Source organism: Flavobacterium terrisoli (assembly GCF_030167905.1).
In the GTDB taxonomy this organism is placed as follows: domain Bacteria; phylum Bacteroidota; class Bacteroidia; order Flavobacteriales; family Flavobacteriaceae; genus Flavobacterium; species Flavobacterium terrisoli.
The window spans coordinates 167,363-190,373 of sequence record NZ_JARGNA010000002.1 but is presented as its reverse complement, the minus strand read 5'-3'; the positions used below and the strand labels follow the sequence as shown (position 1 = coordinate 190,373).

The following is a 23,011-nucleotide window of genomic DNA, read 5'->3' as shown; positions in this document are numbered from 1 at the left end:
CAATTTAAAACAATCATGATAACACTTCAAGGACAAAATATTTACTTACGCGCTCTTGAACCCGAAGATTTAGCGTTTATATATGCTATAGAAAACGATGAAAATATTTGGGAAGTCAGCAATACGCAAACGCCTTATAGTAAATTCCTCATCCGTCAGTATTTGGAAAATGCGCATCAGGACATTTATGAAGCCAAGCAATTGCGTTTGGCCATTTGCAGAAAGGACACTTTTGAAGCGATTGGTCTGATTGATCTGTTCGATTTTGATCCTAGGAATCATCGCGCTGGAGTTGGCATTATCATTCAGAATGAAACCGACAGAAATACTGGTTTTGGCAAAGAAGCGCTTGGTTTGGTTATTGATTATGCGTTTCAGCAGTTGCAATTGCATCAGTTGTTTGCAAATATTGGAACCCAAAACACAGCGAGTATAGCGCTTTTTACTACATTTGGGTTTGAAAAAATCGGCGTTAAGAAAGATTGGATTTCCATCAATAATGTCTTTCAGGACGAAGCGCTGTTTCAATTAATAAAAAAATAAATCTTTAAAAGTCTCAGTTTTGAATAAAGGTAAAATCTTAAAAATTATAGTTGCTGTTGGTTTAATCGCAGTATTGATTGTGTATATTAAATTTTTCACTTCGGATACCAATTTTGACAAAGAGGAAGTTTATGTTGAAATCCCGACCAATTCCAAATATGAAGATGTGCAGCGAATCCTTTCGCCTTATGTAAAAAACATGGGCAGTTTCGAATTCATTGCCAATCTTCGTTCGTATCCGGAAAATGTCAAAGCCGGACGATTTTTATTAAAAAAAGGAATGAGTGCCTTTCAATTGGTCGCAACCATGCGAAGAAACGTACCCGTGAAATTGGCATTCAATAATCAGGAAAGATTGGAAGATTTATGCGAACGTTTGAGTTCCCAGATTGAACCCGATACCACAAAACTTTTAGCGACTTTCCGTGATTCTGCTTTTTTGAAGAAAAACGGATTTACCAAAGAGAATGTGTTTTCGATGTTTTTGCCGAATACCTATGAAGTGTATTGGAATATTTCGGCTGAAAAATTCAGAGATAAAATGTTGGAAGAGTACAATCGTTTTTGGACTAAAGAAAGAATTGCCAAAGCGGCTGACTTAAACTTAACCCCGGTACAGGCGATTACCTTGGCTTCCATTGTTCACAAAGAAACGGTAAAGAAAAGCGAAAGGCCAACAGTTGCCGGTGTTTATCTGAATCGTCTGAAAGACGGAATGAAATTGCAGGCAGATCCAACCGTGATTTATGCTTTGAAATTAAGAGATAATGATTTTGAAAGAATCATCAAAAGGGTTTTGTACAATGATTTATTCATAGCATCACCCTATAATACTTATCAAAATCTTGGTTTGCCACCCGGACCAATCGCTATGCCCGATGTGGATGCGATTGACGCGGTGTTGAATCCGGAAAAGCACGATTACCTTTATTTTTGTGCAAGTGTGGAAAGATTTGGTTACCACGAATTTGCGGCCACCATGGCGCAACACGATGTCAATGCCAAGAAATATGCCGATTGGTTGAATGCGCAGGGAACAAAACGTTAATCGTTGAAAAGGCAGCATTACATAATCCTGTTTTTGTGCTGCTCGTTTTTGCTGCAAGCGCAAAACGGTATAGAAAACTTTCTTAAACCTTCGGATACTTTAAACAAAAGCCGACTCAAAACGCTTGTCATTTCTGAAGCGACGATCGGAGCCGTTACTTTGGTTGGTTTGAATCAGGTTTGGTATGCCGATTATCCGCGTTCCGATTTCCATTTTATCAATGACAATGCCGAATGGCTACAAATGGACAAAGCAGGGCATGTTTTTTCAGCCTATCATTTAGGAAGTTTTGGTGCCAATGCTTTAAAATGGGCTGGCTCCAGCAGAAAGAGCCAATTGCTTTATGGCTCGACTTTAGGATTGGCTTTCCTGACCACCGTTGAGGTTTTTGATGGTTATTCCGCCAATTGGGGTGCGTCTTTAGGAGATGTTGCTGCCAATGTATCCGGAACTGCTTTATATGTTTCTCAGGAATTATTGTGGAAAGAACAACGAATCATTCCCAAATTTTCTTTTCATACCACACGATATGCTTCTGCCAGACCGGAAGTTTTGGGCAGTTCTTTGCAGGAACAAATACTCAAGGATTACAACGGACAAACGTACTGGCTTTCGGCTAATATTCATTCGTTTGCCAACACATCCAAAATTCCAAAATGGCTGAATATTGCTTTCGGTTATGGAGCGGAAGGAATGGTCACCGGCGATAGGGAATCAACCGACCCGGATTTGCTCCCGGAACGACAAAGATTTCGTCAATTTTACCTCAGTCTCGACGTTGATCTGACGAAAATTGAAACAAAATCCCATTTTGTTAAGACAATTTTAACAATTTTCAATTCCATTAAGATTCCAGCTCCAACGTTTGAAATCAAGGGTCGCGGCGGTTCGAAGTTGCACTTAATCTACTTTTAGAGTAGTTTAACTACTTGATATTCAATTTTATAAATTTAGTTGTATATTTGCACCCGGTAATTTCATGTCGGTGACAGCGCTTGAGAAATAACAATTAATGATAAAAAAAGGAATTTTTTACACATCAATCCTACTAGTCGTAGCTTTCATAAGCTCGGGTTTTAAACCTTACAATTCCCAAATCAATTTCGGTTTCGGTGTTGATCAAGACGGGAGACTTTTGTATGTCTTTCCATCAAAAAACAACATCAATTATTTTAGCTTGGATGTTCCATTCAAGGGAAAATATTTTATTGGCTACAAGGATGCTATTGCACACAAAGAATCACAAGGAAAATACAAAAAAATTAACTCTCTAGGATATTTAGGTAAATATCAGTTTGGTGTTGAGACATTAAAATCAATCGGTATTAATGATAGTTCTGCATTTTTAAACAATCCAAAACTTCAGGAAAAAGCATTTATTGCCTTACTTTCAAAAAACAAATATGAGTTGAGAAACTATATTGAGGATTTCGAAGGAATGGTAATTGACGGTGTTTTGATTACCGAATCAGGTATTTTAGCCGCTGCACATTTGGGCGGAACCGGTTCGGTAAAACGTTTTCTGAATACCAGAGGTGAAAGAAAATGTAGAGATGAATATGGTACTTCGGTTAGAACTTACCTTAAAGATTTCGGCGGATTCGAAACTTATGGTATTAAAGCCATCAAAAACGCCAAAGTAAAATAACACATTATATTTTGTGAATAATAAAAATGGTCGGTCTGTTATACAGGTCGACCTTTGTTTTTTTCCAATCGGCTACGCGCAGCGTTTTAATATACTCTGTAGGCAAAGTGATGTCAGTTGCAATGCACAAATGGGTATTCGGCTGTAAGGTAGCCAAAATATCTTCCAACAACTTATTGTTTCTATATGGTGTTTCAATAAAAAGTTGGGATTGGTTTTTATCGTGTGACAGTTTCTCAAAGTTTTTCAGTGCCGATTTCTTTTCGCCTTTGTCAATAGGCAAATAGCCGTTGAATGCAAAACTTTGTCCGTTCATTCCTGATGCCATCATCGCCAATAGGATAGAAGATGGGCCAACCAATGGAATAACCTGAATGCCTTTCTCGTGTGCCAATTTCACAATGACAGCTCCGGGATCAGCCACACCGGGACAACCGGCTTCACTCATTAATCCTACGTTTACGCCATTCAAACAAGGTGCAATCATCGCATTGTGTTCGGAAACGTCGGTGTGTTTGTTGAGTGCGGATAATTTTAAACTAGCCTGAACCTTTTCGGGATTCACCGCTTTGATGAATTTACGGGCTGTTTTTTCGTTTTCAACAATATAAGTGTCGAGGAAGTCGATAGCTCTTTTTACCGTTTGTGGCAAGACATCATTCGGATTCATTTCGCCCAAAGTGGTCGGAATCAAATAGAGTTTTCCTCTGAGACTTATAGCATTCATGGGTGTTTTTCAATCAGTTTTTTGGCCAAAATAACGCAAGTTTCATCCAGCATTTCGTACACCATGTCAAAACCGTTCTGCAAACCGTAATACGGATCGGGAACATCAACATTTTCGCCCGGGAATAAATAATTCAGGATCATTTCGACCTTTTGTTTTTGATCTTCTGTTTTGGCTAAATCGATGACATTGTCATAATTGGAACTGTCCATCACAAAAATATAATCGAATTCGTCAAAATCCCTGGAAGAAAATTGTCGGCCTCTTTGATTGGTAATGTCCAATCCATTTTTTTGTGCGACCAAAATGGAACGCTGGTCAGGTTGTTTGCCAATGTGGTAATTGCCTGTTCCGGCAGAGTCAACAATGAATTTATCCTGTGGAAGTTTGGATGCTAAAATACCTTCTGCCAATGGAGATCGGCAAATGTTTCCTAAACAAACCATTAAAATTTTAACGGGCATATTGAAATTTCTAAGCTGCAAACTTAGTCAAAAAGCAAATTACAGAGATAATTTTTTGTGAATATCTTCAACAAATTTTTTGAATTGTTTGTCTGTAGAAACCAGGTTATCAACGGTTTTACAAGCGTGTAAAACGGTAGCGTGATCTCGGTCTCCAATTTGCGAACCAATGTTGGCCAAAGAAGATTTGGTAAACTTCTTAGCAAAGAACATCGCCAATTGACGGGCTTGAACCACGTGACGTTTTCTGGTTTTGGATTGTAAAGTGTCTACATCCAATTGGAAATAATCAGAAACTACTTTTTGGATATAGTCGATAGAGATTTCGCGTTTTACATTCTTAACGAATTTTTCTACCACACTTTTGGCCAAATCCAACGTCACTTCTTTTTTGTTGAAAGACGATTGGGCAATCAAGGAAATGATAGCACCTTCTAATTCTCTCACATTAGATTTGATGTTTCTGGCTACATATTCTACAATCTCTTCCGGCATTTCAACGCCATCGCGATACAGAATGTTTTTTAAGATAGAAATACGGGTTTCGTAATCCGGTTGGTGCAACTCGGCAGACAATCCCCATTTGAAACGCGACAACAAACGCTGTTCGATGTCCTGCATGTCAACCGGTGCTTTGTCCGAAGTTAGGATTACCTGTTTTCCGTTTTGGTGTAAGTAATTAAAGATATGGAAGAATACATCCTGCGTTCCTGATTTTCCTGAAAGGAATTGAACGTCGTCAATAATCAACACGTCTATTAATTGGTAAAAATGAATAAAGTCGTTTCTGTTGTTTTTCTTAACCGAGTCAATATATTGTTGCGTGAATACTTCAGCAGAAATATACAGAACTGTTTTTTCAGGATATTTGTCTTTGATTTCAACCCCGATAGCATGCGCTAAATGGGTTTTTCCTAAACCAACGCCACCAAAAATCAACAACGGGTTGAAGGATGTTCCACCCGGTTTGTTGGCTACAGCCATACCGGCAGAGCGCGCCAAACGGTTAGAATCGCCTTCAAGGAAATTGTCAAAACTGTAATTTGGATTCAGTTGCGACTCGATTTTTAAATTTCTGATACCCGGAATCACGAAAGGATTTTTCAGTTCAGGATTCAGGTTTTTAAACGGAGCATCAACGTCTTGCGATTTTATCGGGCTACGGTGAGCACTTGGCAATTGTTCCGTAAACGGTTGTTTATTGCCATAAGTGTTTTCCATTTTGATTTTATAGAGTAACTTTGCGTTTTTTCCGAGTTCTTTGGTTAACGCTACCTTCAATAATTTAACGTAGTGTTCTTCGAGCCATTCGTAGAAAAATTTACTAGGAACTTGAATATACAAAGCGTTGTCTGTAAGTTCAACTGACTTAATCGGTTCAAACCAAGTTTTGAAAGCTTGCTCTTGAATATTGTCTTTTATGAATTCCAGACAGTTTTCCCATACCGATTGCGCAGTTTTGCTCATATTTTGGTTAAAATTATAGTAATTATTGATAGGTTATTTTGACATAAACAGTGATGAAAATCATCACGTTTTTCGGGATAACAAATATGTGAATAAAATTCGTTAAAAAAAATTTAAATGGTATTGATTTTTTAAAAATATTGTTGTAGGGAGAAGTTAGATTTTAGATTAAAAGCAAAAAAAACAGATGAAAGAACATCAGATTCAAGTTAGGGTTCGCTACTCAGAAACCGATCAAATGAGCGTGGTTTACCACGGAAATTATGTCCCTTATTTTGAAATGGGACGCGTGGAATGGCTTAGAAACAAAGGGATTTCGTATAAATCACTTGAAGAGAGCGGAATTGCATTGCCTATAGTTTCCATGACGATAAATTACAAAAAGCCAGCACGTTATGACGACTTACTTACAGTGATAACAAAGTTCAAAAGTCAATCCTCAGTGAAGATAGAATTTGATTGTGAAATTCGCAATGAAAAGGATGAGTTATTAACAACTGCTCATTTTTTGCTTGTTTTTGTGGATATAAATTTGGGAAAACCTATTGCGCCTCCACAATACATTTTAGACATCATGAATGATTAAATTTTTTAATCTCAATTTCAAATAAATTATTAAAAATGTCGAATATATTTTCGGCATTTTTTTTTCGTGTGGCAATTTCTATTTGACAGCTTTCATCCATTTTTTGATTCACAATCTCCAGATTTTTTTCTTTGATGATGCGCATCACTTTGTTCATGTTTTTATAATCAAAGGAAATTGAGAAATGGATATCAATGGTTTTTTCGATGATTTCTGATTCCTCGAGGGCCAATTGTGCAGCTGTTCTGTAAGCTGATATTAATCCGCCAACGCCTAATTTTACTCCACCAAAAAACCGAACGACTACTATTAATATATTGGTGACCTCAAAAGATTGTATTTGGCCATAAATGGGCATTCCTGCAGAATTACTGGGTTCGCCGTCATCATTGGCACGAAAAGTCACCGATTCAGTTCCGAGTTGGAATGCATAACAGAAATGTCCTGCGCCTGGATGTTGCTTTCGCAATTGGTCTAAATGGATTTTGATTTCGGCTTCATTGGTTACCGGAAAAGTATAACCAAAGAACTTGCTGTTTTTTTCTTTAAAGAGAATTTCTGCCGAAGGTGAGGCAATGGTATTATAAGTGTCTTTCAATGAAACTGGGTTTAAAAAGGCAGGTGTTTTTGGTCAAATAAGTTGATGACATCTTCTTTGCCAACCTGTAAATTCCACACATGAAGCCCAAGTTTTTCCGCTGCATCTGTGTTTTCTTTTTTGTCATCTACAAACAAGGTTCTTTTGGGCGATAAGTCGTGTTTGTTCATGATTGCCGTGAAAATCTCCGGTTGCGGTTTTCTCATGCCCATTTCATAAGAGTAATATACTTTTTCAAAACAACGGTAAAAATCGGAGTAAAAAGACATGCCTACTTTATGTTCAAAACGGTTGATGTGAATCGAGTCGGTATTGGTCAAAAGAAACAAACGGTATTTATTGGATAACAATTGCAAAAACTCTAAACGGTACAAAGGAAAATCCCCGATAACAGAATTCCAGGCTTTGGTAATCTCTTCAATCGAAGCATTGGGAATGAATTTGTGAAAACTTTCCACAAATTGCACATCGGTTATCTGCCCTTTTTCAAACAAATCATTATGTGCCAATAATTCTTCATTTGGCCCAGCAAGACCTAACTTTTTAAACTCTTCAATCGATTTTTCCTTTTCCAGATTGATAAAGACATCGCCAAAATCGAAAATAATAGTGTTAATCATGGTTTAAAAAAAGTTTAAGTTGGTCACCTTTTATGTCAGTTGTTTTGGAAATTCCACTTAACAAAGGTGCTTTTGTGCCTTCGTTTAGGGAAATATTACCAATAAAAACTCTAGCTTCATCCCAAAGATTATCATCTATAAATGTTTGTAGTGTTTGTTTTCCACCTTCAACAATCATAGACTGAATGCCGTATTTGTATAAAATGTCGGTAATATTTTTGGTTAGCTGCTTATCAAAGATAACACTTTCATAAATACGATTCTCGTCAAATGTTAAATTTTCTTGTTCGGTGATAATGATGGTTTTGGTTTGGCCATCTTTCACAAAATAGTCCTCATTTATTTTTCCGGTTCGGTCCAAAATAATGCGAATCGGATTCTCTCCGGTCCAATCGCGAACATCCAACTTTGGGTTGTCATCCAGAACGGTTTTTGTGCCCACTAAAATGGCTTGTTCTTCACTACGCCATTGGTGAACCAGTTGGCGTGAATATGGATTTGAAATCCAAACCGGTTCCTTTTTTGCCTTGGTCAACGGTGCCATAAAGCCATCTTTGCTTTCGGCCCATTTCAAAATGATATATGGTCTTTTCTTATTATGAAAAGTAAAGAAGCGTTTGTTCAATTCGTTGCATTCGTCTTCTAAAATACCCACAATAACATGACAACCATTCTCAATTAATCTTTTGATTCCGGTTCCGGCGACTTTGCTGTTTGGATCAATAGTTCCGACAACGACATTTGGAATTTTATGTTGGATAATCAAATCACAACACGGCGGTGTTTTGCCAAAATGACTACAAGGTTCGAGTGATACATAGATGGTTGATTTGGTCAACAACGATTTATCTTTTACTGAGTTGATGGCATTAACTTCGGCGTGTGGTTCACCGCTTTTTCGGTGCCAGCCTTCGCCAATGATTTTGCCGTCACAGACAATAACACTGCCGACTAACGGATTTGGATAGGTGGTACCCAAACCATTTTTGGCCAATTCAATGCAGCGATTTATGTAAAATTCTTCCGTCGATTTCATTTTTGCCTAAGGTCGTCAGGAACGCCATTAAAGTTGTTATTTAATACTTGTTTCTCATTAGCGTTTCGTGTATCTTCACAACACAAAAATAAGACATTACTTTTAGAATGAGTGGCATACAAATTAGAGAAATCAAAAAGGAAGACAATCAACAGATTGCAGCGGTAATTAGAGAAGTTTTTATTGTTGATGATTTCCCAAAAACAGGAACGGCCTTTGCCGATGCGCAATTGGATTTTATGTTTGAAGCTTATGACAAACCGCGCTCGACTTATTTTGTAGTCGAGAATGAAGGTAAAATTATCGGTGGCGCAGGTGTAAGTCAATTGGAAAACTCAAATGAGAACATCTGCGAATTGCAGAAAATGTATTTTTTGCACGAAGCACGAGGGAAAGGCATCGGTTCGCAAATGATTCAAAAGTGTTTGGAAAAAGCTGACGAGTTTGGTTATGAAAAATGTTATCTCGAAACCTTGCCCGAAATGCTGGCTGCCCAAAGTTTATATAAGAAAATGGGTTTTGAATACCTTTGTTCGCCTATGGGCAATACCGGTCATACGACATGCCCGGTTTGGATGATTAAGAATTTATAGATGTTACTCAAAAACTACAGAACCACATTTCTTCAGGAACTTTCTTCCTTGTATGATGAAAAGGAAATCGAGAGTTTCTTTTATTTGATATTGGAAAAGCTGCATGCCATGAAGCGCATCGATTTGGCGCTAAAACCCGAAACAGTACTCGATGGAATCCATCTGAAACAATGGAAAAACATCGTTTCGGATTTAAAAAACCAAAAACCGATTCAGTATATTTTAGGGGAAACCGAGTTTTATGGTCTGCCATTTTTGGTCAATGAGAACGTTTTGATTCCGCGTCCGGAAACGGAAGAGTTGGTGGAATTAATTATATCGAATTACCAAATCACCAAATCACCAAATCCACTAAAAATTCTTGATATCGGAACGGGAAGCGGTTGCATTCCGATTGCATTGAAGAAAAATTTGTCGAATGCTGAAGTCTATGCGATTGATGTTTCGGAGAAAGCTTTGGCGACAGCCCAAAAAAATGCAGAATTGAATAAAGTGGAAATCCATTTTATGTTGAAAAACATTCTGGAAACCGAAGATTTGCAGCAGCAATTCGACATCATCGTTTCCAATCCACCGTATGTACGGAATTTGGAAAAAGCGGAAATCAACCCGAATGTTTTAGAATACGAACCGCATTTGGCCTTATTTGTAGAAGATCATGATGCCTTGCTTTTTTACCGGAAAATTACCGAATTGGCCAAAAAGAACCTGAACCCAAACGGACAATTGTATTTCGAAATCAATCAGTATCTCGGGGCAGCAACCGTTGCGTTGGTTGAAAGTTTTGGCTTCAAAAATGTTAAGTTGATTAAGGATATTTATGGTAACGACAGAATGATTTCAGCCGATTACTCATAACGCAAGGCTTCAATCGGATCCAATTTAGAAGCTTTAATCGCAGGATACAATCCCGAAACCACGGCCACAATAAAACTGGTGATAAAAGCAGCCATCATCGCACCCCACGGAATCACAAAATCCCATTCGAATAAACTGCACAGTAAAAGCCCGATTAATATTCCGAAGATAATTCCAAACAAACCGCCGATTTGACCAATCGTCAAAGTTTCTATAAAAAACTGAAAAGCAATGGTGCGCTTTTTGGCGCCAAGTGATTTTCGAACGCCAATTTCACGCGTTCTTTCGGTTACCGAAACAATCATAATGTTCATCAACGCAATGGACGAACCAGCGATGGTAATGATACCTATAACCCAGGCAGAAAAGCTCAGATAGCCGGTTATCTCTCCAATTTTGTGGAGCAAATCGTCACTTCGGGAAATACCGAAATTATTTTTTTCCACAGGATTCAGTTTCCTCACTTTTCGCATCGTTATAACCGCATTGTCAACCGCTTCGTCTAAGAATTCTTTTTTGGCAATCATCACACTCACGTAGTAGTTGATGTTGGGCGCTGAAAACATAGAACGCGCTACCTGAATCGGAATCATCACGCGCAAATCCTTGCTGTTTCCAAAAGTGGAGCCTTGTTCCTTTAATACACCAATGACCCTGAATTTGGCACCGCGAACCGAAATGATCTTATCGATTGGATTGGTGTCTTTGAGTAAGCCTTTTGTAGCAAAGTCGGAACCAACCACACAGGCATAAACATTGTTAGATATGTCAAACGAATTGAAATTTCGGCCTTGAACCACTTCCAAACCTGAATTGGGCAAAAAATATTCGTCAATCCCTAAAACAGAGATTTCCGGATCGGTTTTCTGGTTTTCAAATTTTACTTCGGCATTGGATGTTGCCGTAAACGAAAGTGACGTTTGCGTCAATGGATAATTGTATTTTTCCTTGAAAGCTTTGGCTTGTGGATAAGTGATGGTTGGATTGATTTCTTCTTCTTCGTCACCGCCACGGCTTCTGTTTCGGGATTCGTATTGATTGATGTTGAAGGTATTGGAACCCATCGAGGCAAAACTCGAGTTCAGGTTGTATTCAAGTGCGGTAACTACCGTTAGAATCGCCACCAAAGCGGTGATTCCTATGGCAATAATGACTACCGTTAATATCGTTCGGAGCAATTGCGTCCGAATCGAACCCAGTGCAATTTTTACATTTTCTTTGAATAATCCAATCATAACGGTAATTTGACACTAAAATACAGCTTTTGTTACAAGCAGAGTTATATTAAGTCTATAAAAATATAGATATTTGCACATTCAATACAAAATAATTCCAATGGCACAAAAACCGAGTATTCCAAAAGGCACCAGAGATTTTTCACCTGCAGAGGTTTCCAAGCGCAACTACATTATTTCGGTGATGCGCAATCATTTTGAGAATTTTGGTTACCAACCGATAGAAACGCCATCGTTTGAAAATTCCGATACCTTAATGGGAAAATATGGGGAAGAAGGTGACCGTTTGATTTTTAAGATATTGAATAGTGGTGATTTTTTCGATGCTTTTAATAAGTCGTTAGTAGAAATTATAAAGACAATACTCTATAATCTACAATTTTTTGCTAATAAATTTCCTGGAAATGATAATTATCGAGAATTTATTGAAGCATTGACTTCAAAAGCAGTAGAAGATGCATTTAAACGTAATCCTATTTCAGAAAAAATAGATTATGCAAACCTTAAGCATGAATTAAATTCTATAATAGTAGCACATTTTTTACAAAGACCTGATTTATTAGAGCAACTTAAAAGTTCTGATAACGAATTATTGAGTCTTTTTTCTATGACAATATACGGTGTCTTTATATCTAATGCTCAATCAAGAAAATTGAGTACGCCGATCTCCGAAAAAGCTTTGCGTTATGACTTAACCGTACCATTTGCCCGTTATGTTGTGCAACACCAAGGCGAGATTGAGTTTCCGTTTAAGCGTTACCAGATACAACCGGTTTGGCGTGCCGACCGTCCGCAAAAAGGAAGATTCAGGGAGTTTTACCAATGCGATGCCGATGTGGTTGGTTCCACTTCGTTGTGGCAGGAAGTCGAATTGGTGCAATTGTACGATGCTGTTTTTGCTGAATTGGGATTGAATGGCGTGACTATTAAAATTAATAATAGAAAAATATTATCGGGAATTGCTGAGGTAATTGGCGCCTCGGATAAACTGATTGATTTTACCGTGGCTTTGGACAAGCTCGACAAAATAGGAGAGGAAGGCGTTAAAAAGGAAATGATGGAGAAAGGCATTTCGGAAACAGCTTTGTCGAAAGTGCAACCATTGTTCAGTTTCACCGGAACGATTTCCGAGAAATTAGTCAAATTAGAAAGTTTGCTTTCTACTTCCGAAGATGGTAAAAAAGGAATTGAAGAACTGCGTTTTATTTGTGACAACGTGACCAAATTAGGCTTGAAAAAAGCCAATCTGGATTTGGATGTGACCTTAGCGCGTGGTTTGAATTATTATACCGGAGCCATTTTTGAAGTGACCGCACCTGAAGGCGTGGCGATGGGTTCGATTGGCGGCGGCGGAAGATATGATGATCTGACCGGCATTTTCGGTTTGAAAAATATGAGCGGCGTGGGCATTTCTTTTGGCCTTGACCGAATTTATCTGGTGCTCGAAGAATTAAATTTGTTTCCACAAACCGTAACGACTTCAACCAAAGTGATGTTTTTAAATTTTGGCGAAAGCCATGCATTTGAAGCGATGAAAGCCATTACTTTTTTACGCAGCCAAAACATCAAAGCAGAATTATATCCTGATGCAGCTAAAATTGACAAGCAATTCAAGCATGCCGAACGAAGAAGCATTCCGTTTGTGGTCAAAGAAATTAATGGTGATTCTTTTATTTTGAAGAACCTAATATCCGGCGAACAATCGGAAACTGATCTATCGGGTATTTTAGCGAAATTAGCTTAAGGGTTAATAATAGTAGCATAGGTTTAGGGCTTAAGGGTTAAAAAAGCGCTCCACTTTCAGCGGAGCGCTTTTTAGTGTCAAAAAAAGTATAAAAAACTATTTAATTAGAATTTTCTTGCTGATGTCACCTTTGTCGGTGATGATTTTCACTACATATCCGCCAGCGCTTATTCCGCTAACCGGTAAATGCATTTCGTTTTGATTTTGGTTTTTGATATTCCATGAAATCACTTGTTGTCCAAGTAAATTGTATAGCGCCACCGATTTAATCGAAACTTCCTGTAACTGATTATTGATGTTTACCATATTGTCTACTTGTGAGTGCGTAACACCAATACCATGTTGTAATGTGTTTTCATCTGTGCCTAAAGATTCAGGATTCAGGAATCTCAATGAGAATCTTGTATCATAAGTTCCGGCAGGCAAGTTGATTTCGAAATCCTCAGACTTGATGTCGTGGTAGATTTGTGTATCATTGTCATAGATAAAGATATCCTGGCTATCGTCAAAGTTCTCTTTGTTGGTTACAGCAAATTTCACAGTTCCTTCAGTTTCATTTTTCACACCAAGCGGATAGATATTATTCACATTGAAATAACCGTCACCCTGGATGTTCAATTTGGTATCAGCATTTAGGAAATACATATCGTTGGTTAAGTCTTCAATGCTCAAGGCATCATAACCATTATCCCAACCGCTGGTTGCGTTTTCATTCATAAAGCCTAACAGTATTTCTCTGTGGTAATTATCGGCTGAGTTATAACCCAATCTTAATTTCATGAATTGCTCTTGGGTGAAAGTATCCTCTGAATTGTTGAAATCAGGATTGTTGTTTACCACTGGGTTGTTATTGTTTCTGAACAATGTAAAAGAACTGGCATTGTCTTCTTTTACAAAAAGTCTTTGACTGTTGTTGAAAGTGATTGTACCACCAGTTACTGAACCGGTAACAAAGAAACCTTGTCCAACCGGGATGAATCTTTTAGCTGTTTTGCTGCTTGATCCTAAACCACTAACTCCGGCAGGAGCAACTGGAGCAGTTCCGCCCACTTTGGTATAAGTGGCATAACCACCTTGATATTGTTCAGTAACGTGGGTATTGTTAGTACCGTAATGTTCCCAGAAATACAATGTTCCGGTGATGCTTGCCACATTATCATCGATAAATTTATCGGCATCAATAGCTGAAGCAAACGGATTTCCACAAAGGTTTAAGTTGTTGGCTGAAACTGCTGAGGTAATTGTTCCGTTATTCGGTTTACCGGCAAACGTATAGTTTTGATTTGCAGTAGCAGCATTTGAACCTTTCATAGTATAACCCTGACCGGCTAAAAGTGTTCCGTAAGGACCAACTCCAGACCAGTTTGCATAATCGTTGGTGTAGTTTTGGAATTTGAATATCCAGTAACTAGCGATTGTTATAGGGCTTGTTGCAGCACCGTCTATTCCGCCAGACCACTGTAAACTTTGAATGTTGTTTACATTGGTTCCGTCTTTCATCACATCGGCTACAGTGTATCCGTGATTGATGGTCGTATTGTTGATTGTACTTACCGGAGAAGACCAATAATTGTAGTTATAGGTATTCGACTGACCTTGTTGGTCTCTTTCGATAGAACCTGCACTGGTTACATCCAAATCACTATTGGTTGTTTGTACCAATTGGGATCTGCCTACCAAGTCAATTTTCCCGTCCAGTTTCAAATAATGTGATATTTCAACTTTTGTATCGTTTGTAGCGCTTAAAGTATTAGCAGTAACCAATAATCCAAGAACCGTTTTGTTTCCTGTAGACTCAACATTATTAGCGGTTCTCACGATATTCCAGTCGATAGCAGTAGTACCGTCAACAATTGAAGTACTGTTTGGCAATTGTTGGATAGTTCCGTTAGACCAAGTACTTGTGCTAGACCATGCACCATCAGTTGAACTTTGATATGGCTGAGGAGAAGACTGTACCGTTATCGTTGTTTTGTTTGGTAAAAATACATTTCCTCTATTGTTGTTTTGCGAATCATCATTGATGTGTGTTCCAATGAATGAGTTCATTGAATAATATGCCTGAAGATTGCTCCAGTTTAAAGTATTGATGTCATTTTTTGTAATGGTTGTTGGTAAAACAGCCCCTTTTGTGCCGGTGCCGTTTTGAAGAATTTCCTGGTTCATTACAAATTTTAATTCAGTTAATGTGATGGCTTTATCCCATAATCTGAATTCATCGATATCTCCTTTAAAGAAATTACGGGTATCTGATTTAGATCTGTATTCAGCACCGATAGAGAAAGTGTTGGTACTTGAAGCCGGAGCTGCAGAGTTAACTGTTGAATCCAATACACCATCGATATAAAGCTTGATAGATCCACTTGAATAAATCACAGCGATATTATGCCATTCTGCATTTGGTAAAGTCGTAGCCGAAGTCAAAGTTGTTCCACCAGCCCAAGAAACATTTACCTTGTTGTTTGTAGATAAATACACTCTAAAGCCAGTCGTACCATTATATTTTGATACAATTGTTCTGTCGTTAACCAAAGTGTTTGCACCTGTTGGTCTTACCCATGTCATCATTGAAAAAGTACTGTTCAGATTGTTAGCGTTGCTCACTTTCATCGTATCATCAGTACCATCAAAAGTGGCATGTCTTGAATAAACGCTTTCATGGGCTACTCCAAAAGTGAAGTATTTAGCTCCGTCAAAATCATAATCAGCTTCCTGATTAGAACCATTGGTTGTTAAGAACACTGTTTCTAAGTCAGTTGTAAAAGCAGCATCAGAAGCAACAATCATTACATAAGCGTCATTTCCTGATAAAGCCGGCAAACTTGCAAAAGCTGTGGTTGGTATAGCCACTTTAGCTTTAGCTACATCTCCACCTGTTTCCACGATTTTCCATTTTTTATTTGGAACATCTGTTAATGTTGTAACATTTGAAGTACCACCAAAAGTAATGGTTAAGTCAGTTCCGGAATCACTCATGTTTCCACCGTTGTCACCCCAGATTAAATATTTTTTATCAGCATCAAAGGCGTTGGCATTGGCAGTATTTGTACTTGAAATTGTTCCTAATCCAATAGTCACATTAGCATTAGCATTAACACTTTTAGATTGTTTTTGATTCAATTTTGAAACATCATCTCTTCCAATTCCTGCAATGTCATAGTTATAACCGGCATTAGTCGAGGCATTCCATAGAATGGTTCCGTCAGATCCAATATAGTTTTGTGAAGTACCATTTACGCCTAATGTTATTCCGTATTTAATACCTAAATAACTTTCAATTTTGTTTCTTTCCGTAGCGTCATTTTTTCTTGAGCTATAGGTAATCACTTCAGCAATTCTTCCATCCAAACTTCCATCCCAAGCCTCACTTCTTCCAATCCAGTATTGACTGTCATAGATGTTTCTGTGTTTGGCTGCATTCACTTCAGTAGTTGCAATGTTATTGGCATTATAATACAATTGCATTCCTGTGTTTCCTGAATTATTTCTAATGTTTATAATTCCCGGTCTGTTGTATTGTGTAGTTGTACTAACTTCTGCGGTTCCGTATGATGTGCTTGTTCCTGTAGTATAAGATAGTACTTCGTTAGTAAAACGAGTGTCAACATTACCATAAGAGATACCAGTTTTAACGTTTTGAGCACAAGGAGAACTTTTTCCGGCGAATACATCCATGCTGTTCAAAGCAGAAGTTACCGTAACATCAGGAATAACTACTACGAAGGTATCTTCAGAATAATAACCATTAGTTCCTTTTAAATATTGTCTTGAACTGTTCATGTCGGTATAAACCTGTGAAGGTGTGTTATAAGGATTAGTAAAATCAACTACCGCATTAAAATTAATGTTATAGGCTGAATTATTACGATATACCGGAGCACCTACAGCTGCAGGTTTAATAGCATTAGCACCTCTGGCTTGAGTATACCAGGTAGTAACAGGAGTATTATCTGCTACTGTTGTAGTTCCGTTTAATAAATCAGAACGCAACCATAATTGTAAATTTGAGGTTACACCTCCTGGTGCATTTGTTATGGTTGATGGCAAAGCATTTACCGGCCATTTGATGATTACTTTTCCATCAGCACCAGGACCACCAGCACCTTGGTTTACACCATTGTTTCCGTTTCTGCGTCCGCCACCGCCACCGCCACCTGGAGTTATTCCCGGTGATCCATCTCCGTTTTGAGACGTATATCCATTTCCACCATTTCCACCATTACAGGTAGCAATAGCTCCTAAGTTTATAGTTGCATCGACGCCCATGTTTTCGCCAGCTTCTGCACCAGCACCACCACCACCACCGTATGATCCACTTACGCCGTTTGCACCATTTCCACCTCTTGATGTAACATCTCCGATACAGCCTGCAACACTACCACCGGCACCACCGGCAACGGCATTATCAAGTGCGGTAGTACCACCTTTGGCAAGGAAAGTTGAAGTATCAATAAACCAAGAGTCTCCACCATTAGTAGCATTAGTAGCTCCTAATCCGACATTTACCGTATAAGTTGATCCCGGTACAACAGCGACAGATTTTAAAGCATAAGCGCCACCGCCACCGCCACCGCCAACTTTACCTACGTTCAATCCATCTCCACCTTTTCCACCGCCGCCCCAAGCTTCAACAGTTACCTGGTAAACTCCTGCAGGAACAGTAAAAGTACCTGAAGACGTAAATGTTTGTGAAGTGATTGCCAGCATTTTTGTGGAAATAGTAGAAGAACAAGGAGAACTTCCGGTTGCTGTTAATGTCAATGTAATACCTCCCTGAGTTAAACTGGTTGTAATATCAGCCGCACTTGGAGTATAAGTACAAGCAGTTAATGAAGTAGGATTTGTAAATGTTCCTGTTCCGCTTGATGTCCAAACGATAGAGGTATAATTTGAAGCACTTGAATTGGCTGTTATATTTACTGTACCACAAGTAGAACAAGTAGCAATATCAGAACCAGCATCCACTGATGGAGCAATTGTGAAAGTTAAGGTTTTAGTTGAAGTTACGTTTGGACAGCTCACATTTGAAGCAGTAAGTGTTAAAATTACATTTCCGGCAGTTATATCTGCAATACTTGGCGTATAGGTACAAGTTGTTAAAGAATTTTCATTAGTAAAAGTACCAGTTCCATTAGATGTCCAAGTTACAAGCGTTTGATTAGTAGCACTAGAACCAGTTGTAACTGAAATTGCAGTATTTGCAGAACAAGCGGTAAATGATGGTCCTGCGACAGCAGTCATTATTCTGCTTATATTTAATACTTTAGTATCGGTAACCGCAGCACATGGAGCATTTCCATTAGCCGTAAGCGTTAATGTTACAGTACCGGCAGTAATATCAGCCGCGCTTGGATTGTAAGTACAAGTTGTTAATGAATTGGCATTGGCAAAAGTACCAGTTCCGCTTGATGTCCAAGCCACAGAAGTATAATTTGTAGCACTAGAACCAGCAGTAATGTTTACTGCACCTGCAGTAGCACAAGTGTTAATTGCAATTCCGGCAATTGCTGTTGGAAGTGAGCTGATAGTTAGGATTTTAGTTGAAGTAGCATTAGCACAACCGGCATTTGAAGCAGTAAGTGTAAAAGTTACATTTCCTGTTGTTATATCGGCAGCACTTGGGGTATAAGTACAAGTTGTTAAAGAATTGGCATTAGCCAAAGTACCGGTTCCGTTTGATGTCCAAACCACACTTGTTTGATTAGTCGCACTAGAACCCGCAGTAATACTGATTGCACCCGTTGTATAACAAGTTGAAAAGTTTGCACCTGCTACAGCAGTTGGGCCAACACTAATAACCATGTTTTTTGTTGAAGTAACTGCAGCACATGGAGCATTTCCATTAGCGGTAAGCGTTAATGTTACACTTCCGGCAGTTATGTCGGCCGCACTTGGATTGTAAGTACAAGTTGTTAAAGAATTTGGATTGGCAAAAGTACCCGTTCCGCTTGACGTCCAAGCGATAGAAGTATAGTTGGTCGCACTAGAACCCGCAGTAATGTTTACTGCACCATTGCTAGAACAAGTGTTTACTACAGTTCCGGCAACAGCTGTAGGAAGTATACTAATAGTTACTGTTTTTGTATCGATGGCATTAGCACAACCGGCATTTGAAGCCGTAAGTGTGAAAGTCACACTTCCAGCGGTAATATCGGCCGCGCTTGGCGTATAAGTACAAGTTGTTAACGAATTGGCATTAGCCAAAGTACCGGTTCCGTTTGATGTCCAAATCACACTTGTTTGATTAGCAGCACTAGAACCTGCAGTAATATTGATTGCGCCAGCTGAATAACAAGTTGAAAAACTTGAACCTGCTACAGCTGTTGGTCCTAATTCAATAATCATGTTTTTTGTTGAAGTAACATCGCTACATGGAGCATTTCCGGTCGCTGTAAGCGTTAATACTACACTTCCGGCAGTTATGTCAGCAGCACTTGGAGTATAAGAAGCTAAAGTTAGCGAGTTGGCATCTGTAAAGGTACCAGTTCCGCTTGAAGTCCAGGCAATAGAAGTATAGTTAGTCGCACTAGAACCAGCAGTAATGTTTACTGCACCTGCAGTAGAACAAGTGTTTATCACTGTTCCGGCAACAGCTGTTTGAAGCGGAGCAATAGTCATCGTTTTTGTAGAGATCGCATCGCTACAACCGCTATTTGAAGCAGTAAGTGTAAAAATCACACTTCCGGCTGTTAAATCAGCAGCACTAGGAGTATAAGTACAGGTTGTTATTGAATTGGCATTAGCCAAAGTTCCGGTTCCATTTGAGGTCCAAACAACATTTGTTTGGTTAGTAGCGCTAGCATCTGCACCAATGTTGATTGATCCCGCAGCATGACAAACAGAAAAATCTGCACCAGCTACAGCAGTAGACTGGCTGCTTATTGTCAATGTTTTTGTTGAAATTACATTTGAACACGGAGTGTTTCCGGTTGCTGTCAATGTTAAAATTACGCTTCCTGCTGTAATATCATCGGCACTTGGTGTATAAGTTGCAAATGTTAATGAATCACCATCACTAAAGTCACCTGTTCCATTTGAGCTCCAAGCTATAGATGTATAGTTAGCAGCACTAGAACCTGCAGTAATATTAACCATTCCGTCTGCAGCACAAACGGTTAAAGCAGGTCCTGCAGTAGCAGTTGCGTCAGTTACAAATGTCAATACTTTAGTTGATGTAGCATCTGCACAACCTGAATTTGAAGCGGTAAGTGTCAGAATTACACTTCCGGCTGTTATGTCAGCCGCACTTGGAGTATAGGTGCAAGTTGTTAATGAATCAGCATTAGCGAATGTTCCTGTTCCGTTTGAGGTCCAGGTTACAGTGACATGATTAGTAGCACTTGAACCATCAGTAACATTAATAGCTGTTGCAGTTGAACAAGCAATAAAATCAGCACCGGCAACAGCAGTAGCAGGATTTCTAAAAATTAATCCTTTTTTTGAAGTTACACTTGAACATGGAGCTATTCCATGTGCAGTCAATGATATGGTAACACTTCCGTGTGCAATATCTAAAGCACTTGGAGTATAGGTTGCTAAAGTTAATGAATCAGCATCAGAAAAAGTACCGGTTCCGTTTGATGACCATTCGATTGTGTCGTAATTTGATGCCGAGGCTCCGGCAGTAACGTTAACTGGGTTGGAAGCTACATCAGAGCAAACATTTACAACTGTTCCTGAATTTGCTATAGGATCAACAGCAAATATTAACATTTTGGTTGAAGAAACGCTTGTACATCCTGCATTTGAAGCAGTAAGGGTTAGTATAACACTTCCGGCAGATAAATCTGCTGCGCTCGGTTGATAGGTACAAGTCGTCATTGAATTGGCATCTGTAAAAAATCCTGTTCCGTTTGAGGTCCATGTTACAGTAGTGTAATTTGTAGCTGTTGAATCTCCAACAATGTTGATTGCGCCGGACGAAGAACATACAGTAGTGTTATCACCAGCTGACACGTTCATTGGGCTGCTTATAGTCAATATTTTTGTAGAGGTTGCATTTCCACAAGGAGTGTTTCCTATCGCTGTTAATGTTAAAATTACGCTTCCCGCTGCAATATCAGCTGCACTTGGTGTGTAGGTACAGGTGGTTAATGAACCTGCATTGGCAAAAGTACCGGTACCACTTGAGGTCCAGGCTACAGAGGCATAATTAGCGGCGCTTGAACCCGCTGTAATGTTTTGAGTTCCATTGGTTGCACAAGTTGTTATGGCCGTTCCTGCAACTGCATTAGTCGCTGTAACCAATGTTAAGGTTTTAGATGACATTGCATTGCTACATCCTGGATTGGATGCCGTTAAAGTTAAAGTTACACTTCCTGCAGCTATATCAGCTGCACTTGGATTGTAAGTACACGTTGTTAATGAATTCGCATTGGTAAACGTACCAGTTCCGCTTGAAGTCCATGTAACCGTTGTATAATTTGTAGCACTTGAACCTGCTGTTATTGCAATCGCCGTATTAGAAGAACATGCAGTAACTGCGGTTCCTGAAACAGCTGTAGGTGCTGAGTTGGCAGTAATACTTGTGGTATTAAAAGCACTAATACTATTATTACAGTATGAAGAGGTTAAGTTTGTTATTGTTACCGTTGTGGATCCAAGATTTAATGTTGATGTAGAAAAAGTTCCTGTTCCGGGACTACCAGCGGTAAAGTTCATTGTTGCTGTACTTCCGGTAGCGGTTGTTGCGCCACTAAGGTTATAAGTTACAGTATAAGGTCCGGTAGCTAAAGAAGAAGAGTTAAGAGTAACTGTAGCCGCTGAAGCACCACATAAAGGACTATTCGAAGTAGTAGCACTAGTTAAAGCATAGGTTGAACATGTATAAGTGATTTTAAGATATCCAGGCGCACCATTTCCTCCGGCAGAGTTTTTGGTACCGCCACCACCACCACCACCATAATTGGTAAGTGAAGATGAACCTGCACCACTCGTAGCAGTTGTACCATTACCTCCGGCACCTGCATTACCACCACCAGCTGTTCCACCAGTTGGTACAGAACCAATGCCTCCATTATTTGTAGGACCGGCAGCACCACCGCCACCGCCACTACCAACACCATTCAGTCCGGCACCACCAGCACCACCATTAAAGGTTGAGCCTGTACCACCTGATCCTCCGGCGCCACCATTGGTATAACCAAAACCTCCAACACCACCATAAGCAGTTATTGTTGTTGCACCAAATACAGCAGTAGTATTACCTCCACTTGTACCATTTGGGGTTGCACTCGATGTAGAACCTGCTCCAAGAGCACCTATGGTTATGGTATAAGTTGTTCCTGCAGTTACAGCTACAGCAGTATTTTTAGAGTAGCCACCGCCACCGCCACCGCCACCGCCGTCTTTGTTTGAGGTTCCACCATAACCACCACCACCACCGGCACCATAAGCTTCTACTTGGATTGTAGTTACTCCAGCTGGCGCAGTAAAAGTTCCTGAATTGGTATAGATAATTTGTGATTGTCCATAACCGAGACTAATTACAAAGAATGCAATTAGCGTTATGTATTTTTTTCCTAATTTAATTTGTGCTTTTTCCATGACTTATTTTTTTAAGTATGTGACTTGCTTTATTTTGACATTTCAAATTTAGAGTTATTGTTCAATAAATCGATAAAAAGCACAAAATAATCGATGAAATGCATATTTGTAAATGTATTAAGTATAAAAAACCTACAAAAATTATATTTGCCTTACGTTTTATTTGCAATTGATTAAGAGCCGTTTAGCAAAAAAAGTAAGAGGGAATAGATCTGTTTAAGAGCTGTTTTAAAAAGAATTGAGGGTTTTTTGTCGGATATAAATAAAAAAAACTCCCTGTTATGGGAGTTTCTTTTTG

At 39.0% G+C, this 23,011-nt stretch carries 16 protein-coding genes; 8 read left to right on the top strand and 8 right to left on the bottom strand.

Going from position 1 to position 23,011, the window contains the following annotated elements:
- The first annotated feature begins 15 nt into the window (after nt 1-15).
- From P1K33_RS02930 to P1K33_RS02915, 4 genes are all read left to right on the top strand, one after another.
- Nucleotides 16-543 (top strand): GNAT family N-acetyltransferase, encoded by a 528-nt coding sequence (locus P1K33_RS02930; RefSeq protein ID WP_284651366.1) that lies wholly within the window; start codon nt 16-18, stop codon nt 541-543.
- A 19-nt stretch (nt 544-562) separates the two neighbouring features.
- Nucleotides 563-1,591 (top strand): endolytic transglycosylase MltG, encoded by a 1,029-nt coding sequence (gene mltG, locus P1K33_RS02925; RefSeq protein ID WP_284651365.1) that lies wholly within the window; start codon nt 563-565, stop codon nt 1,589-1,591.
- Nucleotides 1,592-1,594: 3 nt separating this feature from the next.
- Complete coding sequence (locus P1K33_RS02920; protein ID WP_284651364.1) at nt 1,595-2,506, top strand: DUF2279 domain-containing protein; 912 nt, start codon at nt 1,595-1,597, stop codon at nt 2,504-2,506.
- A gap of 97 nt (nt 2,507-2,603) precedes the next feature.
- A complete protein-coding gene (locus P1K33_RS02915; protein ID WP_284651363.1) occupies nt 2,604-3,239 on the top strand; it encodes a peptidoglycan-binding protein LysM in 636 nt (211 codons plus the stop codon).
- A gap of 4 nt (nt 3,240-3,243) precedes the next feature.
- Here the strand turns inward: P1K33_RS02915 and P1K33_RS02910 are convergent, their stop codons facing one another.
- From P1K33_RS02910 to dnaA, 3 genes are read right to left on the bottom strand one after another with little or no spacing between them, the layout of a single operon-like run.
- Nucleotides 3,244-3,966: an SAM-dependent methyltransferase gene (locus P1K33_RS02910; RefSeq protein WP_284651362.1), complete on the bottom strand. Its 723-nt coding sequence runs from the start codon at nt 3,964-3,966 to the stop codon at nt 3,244-3,246.
- Nucleotides 3,963-4,430 (bottom strand): low molecular weight protein-tyrosine-phosphatase, encoded by a 468-nt coding sequence (locus tag P1K33_RS02905; protein ID WP_284651361.1) that lies wholly within the window; start codon nt 4,428-4,430, stop codon nt 3,963-3,965. The genes P1K33_RS02910 and P1K33_RS02905 overlap by 4 nt, the downstream gene beginning before the upstream one ends.
- Before the next feature lie 39 nt (nt 4,431-4,469).
- A complete protein-coding gene (gene dnaA, locus P1K33_RS02900; RefSeq protein WP_121311646.1) occupies nt 4,470-5,897 on the bottom strand; it encodes a chromosomal replication initiator protein DnaA in 1,428 nt (475 codons plus the stop codon).
- 187 nt (nt 5,898-6,084) lie between these two features.
- On the opposite strand from dnaA, the gene P1K33_RS02895 reads away from it, so the two are divergent.
- Nucleotides 6,085-6,483 carry an acyl-CoA thioesterase gene (locus P1K33_RS02895; protein ID WP_284651360.1) on the top strand — a complete coding sequence of 133 codons (399 nt, stop codon included), beginning with the start codon at nt 6,085-6,087 and terminating at the stop codon, nt 6,481-6,483.
- Here the strand turns inward: P1K33_RS02895 and P1K33_RS02890 are convergent.
- Genes P1K33_RS02890 through ribD form a run of 3 tightly spaced genes read right to left on the bottom strand, consistent with a single transcriptional unit; the run spans nt 6,470 to nt 8,737 of the window.
- The gene (locus P1K33_RS02890) at nt 6,470-7,081 is read right to left on the bottom strand and encodes an IMPACT family protein (RefSeq protein WP_284651359.1); all 612 of its coding nucleotides are present in this window, start codon (nt 7,079-7,081) and stop codon (nt 6,470-6,472) included. The genes P1K33_RS02895 and P1K33_RS02890 overlap by 14 nt on opposite strands.
- 11 nt (nt 7,082-7,092) lie before the next feature.
- Complete coding sequence (locus P1K33_RS02885) at nt 7,093-7,701, bottom strand: HAD family hydrolase (RefSeq protein ID WP_284651358.1); 609 nt, start codon at nt 7,699-7,701, stop codon at nt 7,093-7,095.
- Nucleotides 7,694-8,737, bottom strand: coding sequence for a bifunctional diaminohydroxyphosphoribosylaminopyrimidine deaminase/5-amino-6-(5-phosphoribosylamino)uracil reductase RibD (gene ribD, locus P1K33_RS02880; protein WP_284651357.1), 1,044 nt, complete (start codon nt 8,735-8,737; stop codon nt 7,694-7,696). The genes P1K33_RS02885 and ribD overlap by 8 nt, the downstream gene beginning before the upstream one ends.
- Before the next feature lie 107 nt (nt 8,738-8,844).
- On the opposite strand from ribD, the gene P1K33_RS02875 reads away from it, so the two are divergent.
- Both P1K33_RS02875 and prmC read left to right on the top strand, forming a co-directional pair.
- A complete protein-coding gene (locus P1K33_RS02875; protein WP_284651356.1) occupies nt 8,845-9,330 on the top strand; it encodes a GNAT family N-acetyltransferase in 486 nt (161 codons plus the stop codon).
- Complete coding sequence (prmC, locus tag P1K33_RS02870; protein WP_284651354.1) at nt 9,331-10,188, top strand: peptide chain release factor N(5)-glutamine methyltransferase; 858 nt, start codon at nt 9,331-9,333, stop codon at nt 10,186-10,188.
- Here prmC and P1K33_RS02865 read toward each other — a convergent pair.
- Nucleotides 10,179-11,423: an ABC transporter permease gene (locus tag P1K33_RS02865; RefSeq protein ID WP_284651353.1), complete on the bottom strand. Its 1,245-nt coding sequence runs from the start codon at nt 11,421-11,423 to the stop codon at nt 10,179-10,181. The genes prmC and P1K33_RS02865 overlap by 10 nt on opposite strands.
- Nucleotides 11,424-11,523: 100 nt before the next feature.
- On the opposite strand from P1K33_RS02865, the gene hisS reads away from it, so the two are divergent.
- Complete coding sequence (gene hisS, locus P1K33_RS02860; RefSeq protein WP_284651352.1) at nt 11,524-13,167, top strand: histidine--tRNA ligase; 1,644 nt, start codon at nt 11,524-11,526, stop codon at nt 13,165-13,167.
- Nucleotides 13,168-13,263: 96 nt separating this feature from the next.
- Here the strand turns inward: hisS and P1K33_RS02855 are convergent, their stop codons facing one another.
- On the bottom strand, nt 13,264-22,713 hold the full coding sequence (locus P1K33_RS02855) for a DUF8202 domain-containing protein (RefSeq protein WP_284651351.1): 9,450 nt from the start codon (nt 22,711-22,713) through the stop codon (nt 13,264-13,266).
- Between the last annotated feature and the right edge of the window lie 298 nt (nt 22,714-23,011).

What these genes read in the sequence shown, in the direction of transcription:
- P1K33_RS02855 (WP_284651351.1), bottom strand. Translation starts at nt 22,713, where the DNA reads ATGGAAAAAGCACAAATTAAATTAGGAAAAAAATACATAACGCTAATT.
- dnaA (WP_121311646.1), bottom strand. Translation starts at nt 5,897, where the DNA reads ATGAGCAAAACTGCGCAATCGGTATGGGAAAACTGTCTGGAATTCATA.
- P1K33_RS02895 (WP_284651360.1), top strand. Translation starts at nt 6,085, where the DNA reads ATGAAAGAACATCAGATTCAAGTTAGGGTTCGCTACTCAGAAACCGAT.
- P1K33_RS02865 (WP_284651353.1), bottom strand. Translation starts at nt 11,423, where the DNA reads ATGATTGGATTATTCAAAGAAAATGTAAAAATTGCACTGGGTTCGATT.
- ribD (WP_284651357.1), bottom strand. Translation starts at nt 8,737, where the DNA reads ATGAAATCGACGGAAGAATTTTACATAAATCGCTGCATTGAATTGGCC.
- P1K33_RS02905 (WP_284651361.1), bottom strand. Translation starts at nt 4,430, where the DNA reads ATGCCCGTTAAAATTTTAATGGTTTGTTTAGGAAACATTTGCCGATCT.
- P1K33_RS02875 (WP_284651356.1), top strand. Translation starts at nt 8,845, where the DNA reads ATGAGTGGCATACAAATTAGAGAAATCAAAAAGGAAGACAATCAACAG.
- P1K33_RS02915 (WP_284651363.1), top strand. Translation starts at nt 2,604, where the DNA reads ATGATAAAAAAAGGAATTTTTTACACATCAATCCTACTAGTCGTAGCT.
- prmC (WP_284651354.1), top strand. Translation starts at nt 9,331, where the DNA reads ATGTTACTCAAAAACTACAGAACCACATTTCTTCAGGAACTTTCTTCC.
- hisS (WP_284651352.1), top strand. Translation starts at nt 11,524, where the DNA reads ATGGCACAAAAACCGAGTATTCCAAAAGGCACCAGAGATTTTTCACCT.
- P1K33_RS02885 (WP_284651358.1), bottom strand. Translation starts at nt 7,701, where the DNA reads ATGATTAACACTATTATTTTCGATTTTGGCGATGTCTTTATCAATCTG.
- P1K33_RS02930 (WP_284651366.1), top strand. Translation starts at nt 16, where the DNA reads ATGATAACACTTCAAGGACAAAATATTTACTTACGCGCTCTTGAACCC.
- P1K33_RS02910 (WP_284651362.1), bottom strand. Translation starts at nt 3,966, where the DNA reads ATGAATGCTATAAGTCTCAGAGGAAAACTCTATTTGATTCCGACCACT.